Source organism: Neobacillus drentensis, from assembly GCF_036962765.1.
Classification (GTDB): Bacteria; Bacillota; Bacilli; order Bacillales; family Cytobacillaceae; genus Neobacillus; species Neobacillus drentensis_C.
On record NZ_JBALOS010000028.1, the window covers coordinates 1 to 6,189 of the forward strand.

Here is a 6,189-nt window from a genome sequence, read left to right on the forward strand (position 1 = left end):
GATAATGAGTTAGTCCCATGAAGCCTGAGACTCTTTCCATTAGTAAACCTACACAGCACCAACCGAGCACATAAAATATAAATGCCTTTCTACCGATGTGAAATCTTTCATAAAAATAAATGAAAAAATAGCTGAACGGGGCAAATAAAAAATAGCTAATCAAATCGAATAGTTCATATTTGTTGGAATCATTGACCTTATAAAAATCAAGCAATCCACCACCGATTGTGAAATCAAACAAAGTAGAACTCGCAAATCCCCAGACTAAAAATAAAATAGTTATCGATTTAGGTAATCTTTTCGGAAATAGAAAGAATGCCGTGTATGAAACAACCAGCATAATTAAGATATAGATCTCATTTTTATCGAAATCTTCCCATAATATCATTAATAACTCACCACATTCCGAGAGACTCTCGCAAATAACTTATAAGAAAAAATCGCAATACCATTTAGAATGAGGAAATAGATTCCATCATACCAGTAATTCCAATGTTTATAGTCGATTATGCCAAAAAAGTTAGAGAGACTACTTAAACCAATCATTAAAATAACAACTGAAATAATTAGTGTTATTTTCATCATCATCGTTTTACTCCATAGAAGCAGATTTACAAAAACTAGGACTAGAATTGGCGTGATTACACTTCGATTGAGCAGGTATCCCGTATATTCCAAACTTGATTTAGTAAGTTTTATTAGCTTTAGTTCTTCAATGACAATCCAAGAATAGTTAATACTAACAATTAAAACAACTAAAAACACCAAGGTATTCTCAGCAAATGTTAATTTCTTCTGTATAACGGCCAAAAGAGATCCAACCAACCATGCCAGTAAGAAAAAAATCACAAAGCCCATATAAAGCCTCCCAAAGATTTTTCTATTAGCTTTGCTAATTTATGAAAAATCATACTAAACAAAGGTAAACTTCACTGTATTTGGAAGATTACGGCCCTCTGCATAACTTTTATTAATCTTTAGGATTTGTGAACTCAATATTTAGTGCATCGGCTTGAGCTGGGGAGGACTCTCTTATTCCACCTTTAATCCAAACAACGACCTCTTGTCCTTCTAGATATTCAGAGATATCTTCATTTTCTTGTAGGGTGACCCAGACTAACCCCTCGTGCTTATCTTCTACTAGTATCTTATTCCTCTCATAATCGACCTCTTTAATGATCCCCTTAATATCAACCCTTCCTTTCTCTGCATTCCCCCCGTTACAACCTACTAATGTAAACCAAACAATTAAAATCAACAATAAATGTTTTTTCAAAATGGAACTCCCCCCACCTTAGCACCTGTTCTTATGGTCGATTTTAACATGAATAAAGCCACAAACCTGCTATCACAAAGCAGAAATTGACAGGAATGTATGAAGTTTTACTGTTATTATTTAATCAAGGGGTGAGCAAAATGGAATGGGTCGAATCGTTACAGCGGGCAATCGATTATATGGAAGAACATCTACTTGATGAACTATCCATTGAAGATATCGCAAAACAAGCGTATGTATCTGAATTTCATTTTCAACGGATTTTTACCATATTAACTGGTATAACTCTTGGAGAATATCTACGTCGCAGGCGGTTAACGCTTGCAGCACAGGAACTCTCTAATACAAGCAGCCGAATAATTGATATCGCATTGAAGTATGGCTATGACACTCCCGAGGCTTTTTCAAAAGCATTCCGCAGGCAGCATGACCTAACACCAAGTCAAGCACGCAAAACACACGCTAAACTGAAATCATATAATCGCCTGGCCATACAGGTAACATTGAAAGGAGCGGAACCTATGAAATATAAGATTATTGAAAGAGATCGTTTTAAAGTTGTTGGAATCAAGCGCGAATTATCATGTGTGAATGGGGAGAACTTAACGGAGATCCCAAAAATGTGGGCTGATGTTCATGCTGACGGAACCAACGATTTATTATTCAAAGTGAATAATGGGGAAATTAACGGCGTCCTTGGTGTATGTGCTGAAAAACGAGACACTCAGTCACAATTAATGGATTACTGGATTGCTACAGAACATACTGGTGACACGCCAGAAGGTTTAATGAATCTTGAGATACCCGCTTCAAAGTGGGCCGTATTTGAAGTTCACGGCGCCATGCCCGATGCTATTCAAAAAGTGTGGAAACAAATATACAGCGAATGGTTCCCTTCCAGTCGTTACAAGCATGCTGGCACACCTGATTTGGAAGTCTATTCCACCGGAGATCCTTGGAGCCCTGATTACTACTCTGAAATCTGGATTCCTATAAAGTAAGATGTTATTTTTTTAATCAAAACGTTTGATTAGTTTCTTCAAGCCAGGTATTTCAAGGGATCTGGCGATTTAATCAGACGTTTGATTAGTTTTTAACCAAAATTAACTAATGATTAATATTTAGTTCATATTTTATTAATAATATGGAGATATAGTACATATTAGAGGGGATAGCACGCGTGGCTATCATGGTATTAGGCGTAGGTGGAGCCGATACATTAGGAAGAGCACCAGCTAAACAGTTGCTCCCTTAAATATGTAATCTATTACTTACTTGTTTGATAATTACGAAAGCTCATCGGGAGTGCACCTCTTCAAAGAAGGAGGTGTGTTCTTTTTTATTTTCAAAGAAGAAGGACAAGGAATTGGGAAACATCTTTTTGCCAAAGTGAAGGAATTTACATTATTAACAAAATCTAAAGGTATCGAACTTTCAGTCGAGCATTCCAATGAAAAGGCTTGGCACTTTTGGGAAAAACAAGGATCTAAAATAGATGACGAATTTCGTTATTATTTTTATAAGTTGTGACATACAAAAAAAGCTTGGGGACAAATCATCCCCAAGCTCTCATTATTTGCCGATAAATTCCTGTGTCCAGTAATTCCCTTGTGACACATAACCCACACCAATATAATTGTAGTTCGGGCTAAGAATATTCTTACGGTGTCCTTCACTATTCATCCATGCTTTGACTACTTCTTCAGGAGTTTGCTGTCCCATCGCTATATTTTCACCAGCATATCGATAGGTTATCCCATATTTTTTCATCATATCAAATGGTGAACCGTATGTTGGGCTTGTATGGCTGAAGTAGCCATTAGCAGACATATCACGAGATTTTTCATGGGCCATTTTGCTAAGCGTTACATCCACTTTTAGCGCTGGCAAACCATTTTTGGCTCGTTCTTGATTGGTTAGATCCACTACTTTTTGCTCATAAGCACTTAAAGCAGTTGTAGTTTTTGTTGTAGTAGGTTGCGGCGCAGCTGCCGGTTGTTGCACAGGTTGTTGTGCCGCTGGTTGAGCAGGCTTCTGTGTTGAGACCGTTTGATTTGGTTGAGTCTGTGCTGTCTGCTTGACCGTATTTTGTGAAAATGAGAATCCTAAACTAGCAAGATAGTTTTCGATGATATTATTAATCTCATTCATATTAGTCCCTTGGTAAACATAAACCTTTTCCTGCACCGACGGACTTGTTGAGGCAGCATGAGCTTTATTTAAGACTGGATTTGACATCATTAATGCAGCCGCAGCTGCAACAGTTAGAATTGCTTTTTTCTTCATCATCTTTTCTTCCTCCTGTTTTGACAATTTGCCGTTTTTCCACAAATTCATCGTAACATATGATTTTTGTCATATTTGAGGAAGGATTTTACAATAAAGAAGCACAGTTTGTTCTTATTAAAGTCTCAAATCTAGCTAGCTCCTGACACTCTAAGTCTCTGAAACAATCTAGAAAAAAGACCCTCTATTGCACCTTATACTAAATTATGGTGTACTTACCAAAAATTATATAGAATAATAATATTGACAACCTTTGCAACGTTCATCTTTCTTAACAAATATTTCAGAAAAGTGTCGTATTTTACAATTATTTATTTGGAATAACCGGAGTAAGCGCTTCTCTACCTGTTAAAACACGCAGCATATTATCAGCTGCTAAATGAGCCATTTTCATTCTTGTTTTCAGACTTGCGCTTCCAATGTGAGGCAGTGTCACCACATTGGGCAGGGTTAATAAGGGATGATTAATAGACACGGGTTCTTGTTCAAACACATCCAGTCCGGCGCCCCAAATCTCCCCATTTTTCAAAGAATGATATAATGCTTCCTCATCGACAATGCCCCCTCTTGCTGTATTAATCAAGATGGCATTTCTTTTCATAAGTGCCAATTCTTCTTTACCGATTAGATGATGGACTTCAGCACTGTAAGGGAGCAGCAGGCAGACAAAATCAGATTGCTGCAACAGATCCTTTATTTCTCGGTAGTGAATCCCGAGCTTTTCTTCTTTTTCCCGTTTCCGTGTCCGATTATGATAAAGAACATTCATATCAAAGCCCTGTGCCCGCTTGACAAGGGCTTCTCCAATTCTGCCTAACCCAATAATTCCTAGGGTGGCCCCATAAATATCTTGTCCGGTCATCTGCATCAGGGACCAGGCGCCCCATTCCCCACTGCGCAAGTAATCCGATCCCTCGACGACTCTTCGCGCTGCAGCCATTAGCAGGGCGAACGTTAAATCAGCTGTCGTCTCGGTTAATACACCTGGCGTGTTGGTAACGACAATTCCCCTCTCCGTTGCGGCCTGAATATCGATATTATTATAGCCTACCGCGATGTTACTAATGACCTTTAACTGTTTCGCTTTATTTAGAACCTCTTCATCTATCTTTTCCGTTAATAGACAGATAAGCCCGTCGACCTCTTCTAATTCTTTCAATAAAACATCTCTTGGAACAGGAACAGTTTCTTCAGTCCACATCTTCACATGAAATTGACTTGAGAGTTTATCAACAATTTCATCGGGTAGTTTTCTTGTAATATAAATCGTTTTTTTCAAACATACCTCCACCTTTCAGCATACACATGATTTAAGCAGTAAACATTTCTAAGAAATGTTCAATAACAATCGAAGACGTCCCTAATGCGGGAGCATTTTTTCCTAAGGAAGAGAGAAATAGTTCCTGATTGTTGCTAAACTGGTCATTATTCCTTGATGAAATAGAATTTCTAATCGAGTTCATAACCATAGGCAGGGCTTCAACAATGTCATTCCGGATAATAACTACTTGCGGGTTAAATGTATTTATTATACTTGTTAATCCAATTCCAAGGTAAAAGCCGAAATTTTGTAATCCCATTAATATATCTGGATCGTTTTGGTTAGCGAGATTAATTAGTTCCTGGCTGGAAGTGACGCGATTATTTTGTTGAAAAGTATGCAGTAATGCTTTTTCAGAGGCGTATAGTTCCCAGCACCCTTTGTTGCCGCAACTACATTTGAGTCCATTATAGTCGATGGTTAGATGACCCATTTCACCAGCGAACCCATTCACCCCTCGATATATATCATGATTAATGACAATACCGATTCCGATTCCCGTACCGACACTCACGTAAATTAAGTTTTCGTAATTTTTAGCTGCCCCAAAGACTTTTTCCCCATAGGCACCGGCATTGGCTTCATTTTCTATAAAAACAGGTACTTGAAATTCCTTTTCGATATCGGCTTTTAAGTCTAGTTGATAATTCCAATCGATGTTCGGAGTGAAAATAACCTTTTGCTCTGTACTGACGAGACCTGGTACACATACCCCGATACCAATTAAACCATAAGGAGATTCCGGAATTTGAGAGCTAAGTTCCTTAATCATTGAAAATAATATATCTTTGTTGTTATCAAGAGAAGGTTTCTCTAGACGATGGTATTGATCTACGACAATGTTTCCTTTTAAATCTGTTAGAATCCCATTAATAGAATCAACGCCGATATCAATGCTGATTGAATATCCGGCATTTTTATTAAAAACGAGCATAACAGGCTTTCTTCCGCCGCTGGATTGCCCTTGTCCAATTTCAAAAATCAGCTTCTTTTCTATTAATGTATTTACTTGGGATGATACAGTCGATTTATTTAATCCTGTTATTTCCGATAATCTTGCCCTCGAGATCGGAGAATTAGAAACAATTTCATTCAATAATACCTTTTGATTCATTTTTTTCACTAATATTTGATCTGCTATCATCAATAGTTTACACCCCGTTTGTATAATGCATAAATTAAGTCACCATATTATTCTGGTCATTTACTTTCATTATAAATCAATTATTAGTGAAATTACACTTATATTGTTAAAAACACCTTATTCATTATATTTTATTAGTTTATCCAAACAACAAACTATTTT

The 6,189-nt window shown here is 37.3% G+C and carries 8 protein-coding genes; 2 read left to right on the forward strand and 6 right to left on the reverse strand.

Annotated features, from left to right (window positions below; genetic code table 11):
* From V7137_RS04940 to V7137_RS04950, 3 genes are all read right to left on the reverse strand, one after another.
* A partial coding sequence (locus V7137_RS04940) for a hypothetical protein (protein WP_335697034.1) occupies positions 1-388 on the reverse strand: 388 nt, incomplete at its 3' end.
* On the reverse strand, positions 388-858 hold the full coding sequence (locus V7137_RS04945; RefSeq protein ID WP_335697035.1) for a hypothetical protein: 471 nt from the start codon (positions 856-858) through the stop codon (positions 388-390). The genes V7137_RS04945 and V7137_RS04940, both read right to left, overlap by 1 nt.
* A 112-nt stretch (positions 859-970) precedes the next feature.
* Positions 971-1,276, reverse strand: coding sequence for a DUF3221 domain-containing protein (locus tag V7137_RS04950; RefSeq protein WP_335697036.1), 306 nt, complete (start codon positions 1,274-1,276; stop codon positions 971-973).
* Positions 1,277-1,416: 140 nt separating this feature from the next.
* On the opposite strand from V7137_RS04950, the gene V7137_RS04955 reads away from it, so the two are divergent.
* Both V7137_RS04955 and V7137_RS04960 read left to right on the forward strand, forming a co-directional pair.
* Positions 1,417-2,277, forward strand: a complete 861-nt coding sequence (locus V7137_RS04955) for an AraC family transcriptional regulator (RefSeq protein WP_335697037.1) — start codon at positions 1,417-1,419, stop codon at positions 2,275-2,277.
* Positions 2,278-2,605: 328 nt separating this feature from the next.
* Positions 2,606-2,806, forward strand: coding sequence for a GNAT family N-acetyltransferase (locus tag V7137_RS04960; RefSeq protein ID WP_335697038.1), 201 nt, complete (start codon positions 2,606-2,608; stop codon positions 2,804-2,806).
* A 42-nt stretch (positions 2,807-2,848) separates the two neighbouring features.
* On the opposite strand, the gene V7137_RS04965 is transcribed toward V7137_RS04960, so the two are convergent.
* From V7137_RS04965 to V7137_RS04975, 3 genes are all read right to left on the reverse strand, one after another.
* On the reverse strand, positions 2,849-3,562 hold the full coding sequence (locus V7137_RS04965; RefSeq protein ID WP_335697046.1) for a CAP domain-containing protein: 714 nt from the start codon (positions 3,560-3,562) through the stop codon (positions 2,849-2,851).
* A 307-nt stretch (positions 3,563-3,869) separates the two neighbouring features.
* Positions 3,870-4,841 carry a 2-hydroxyacid dehydrogenase gene (locus tag V7137_RS04970; RefSeq protein ID WP_335697039.1) on the reverse strand — a complete coding sequence of 324 codons (972 nt, stop codon included), beginning with the start codon at positions 4,839-4,841 and terminating at the stop codon, positions 3,870-3,872.
* Between the two features lie 31 nt (positions 4,842-4,872).
* On the reverse strand, positions 4,873-6,030 hold the full coding sequence (locus V7137_RS04975; RefSeq protein WP_335697040.1) for an ROK family transcriptional regulator: 1,158 nt from the start codon (positions 6,028-6,030) through the stop codon (positions 4,873-4,875).
* Between the last annotated feature and the right edge of the window lie 159 nt (positions 6,031-6,189).

What these genes read in the sequence shown, in the direction of transcription:
- V7137_RS04945 (WP_335697035.1), bottom strand. Translation starts at nt 858, where the DNA reads ATGGGCTTTGTGATTTTTTTCTTACTGGCATGGTTGGTTGGATCTCTT.
- V7137_RS04955 (WP_335697037.1), top strand. Translation starts at nt 1,417, where the DNA reads ATGGAATGGGTCGAATCGTTACAGCGGGCAATCGATTATATGGAAGAA.
- V7137_RS04965 (WP_335697046.1), bottom strand. Translation starts at nt 3,562, where the DNA reads ATGAAGAAAAAAGCAATTCTAACTGTTGCAGCTGCGGCTGCATTAATG.